Below are 1,104 nucleotides of genomic sequence, written 5' to 3' on the forward strand. Positions count from 1 at the left end.
TTGGGTGCGGCTCTTGTGGAGTGACCTGTGGTGTGTTTTTGACGTGGGCTTGATGGCCGGTCGGGGTGTTGAGAGGGCTCCTTGTCGATACGTTCGAGGTGTCTAAGCCAGAACGTTGAGAAGGAGCCCTCGGGTGCAAGTGTATGAGTTGATCGATCCTTCGGGTGCGTTCGACCGGTCGTTGGGGCAGGTGGCCGGGATTCTGGCCGAGTTGGCCCATCCACTGGCTGATACGGCCTCGCATGATGAGTTGGAAGACTGGCTGGCCGGGGCCGGCCGGGAGTTGATGCGGTCGTTGTTGCAGGATCATCTGGATTTGCGGGCTGTGCGTGAGGTGCGGCGCGATGATGTGGTCGGTTGTGGTGAGGACCGGCCGCGTTCTCGGGTCGAGTCTGGGCATGAGCGGGGCTTGACCACGGTGTTCGGGGCGGTCAGAGTCAGGCGGCTGGCCTATCGGGCCTTGGCGGCGAGCAACCTGTGTCCCGCTGATGTGGGGTTGAATCTGCCCGAGCGTGAACATTCGCACGGGCTGCGGCGGCTGGCGGCGATCGAGGCCACGCGCGGCTCGTTCGAGCAGGCGCAGGCCGCGATCTGCCGCGCCACCGGTGTGACGGTCGGCAAGCGGCAGATCGAGGCGCTGGCGGTGGCCGCTGCCGCGGATGTGGACGCCTTCTGGACCGTCCGCCGCCCAGGCCGGGGCCGGGAAGCCGACGCGCTGGTGTTGACCTTCGACGGCAAAGGCATCGTGATGCGACCGGACTCGCTGCGCCCGGACACCGCCAAAGCCGCAGCCAAGGCCTCCACCAAGTTGGCCACACGCCTCTCACGCGGGGAGAAACGCAACCGTAAGCGGATGGCCGAGATCGCCTGCGTCTACGATGCCGCACCGGCCGTGCGCACCAGCGCCGACATCATGGCCAGCCGTCAGGCACCACAGGCGGCACCGCCGAAAGCCACCGGCAAGTGGCTGTTCGCCAGCGTCCGCGACGCCCCGGCCGCGGTGATCGCCGCCGGGTTCGACGAGGCCGCCCGCCGCGACCCCGAACACCGCCGCCCCTGGATCGTCCTGATCGACGGCCACTACCAGCAGTTGCGTCTGGTCCG

General features: G+C 67.7%; 1 pseudogene. It reads left to right on the forward strand.

What is annotated here, in order from left to right:
- Window positions 1-139: 139 nt before the first annotated feature.
- Window positions 140-1,104, forward strand: a pseudogene (locus IZR01_RS49260) (ISKra4 family transposase); the annotation flags it as partial.

Origin of the sequence: Catenulispora pinisilvae (genome assembly GCF_015356865.1) — a bacterium.
Classification (GTDB): domain Bacteria; phylum Actinomycetota; class Actinomycetes; order Streptomycetales; family Catenulisporaceae; genus Catenulispora; species Catenulispora pinisilvae.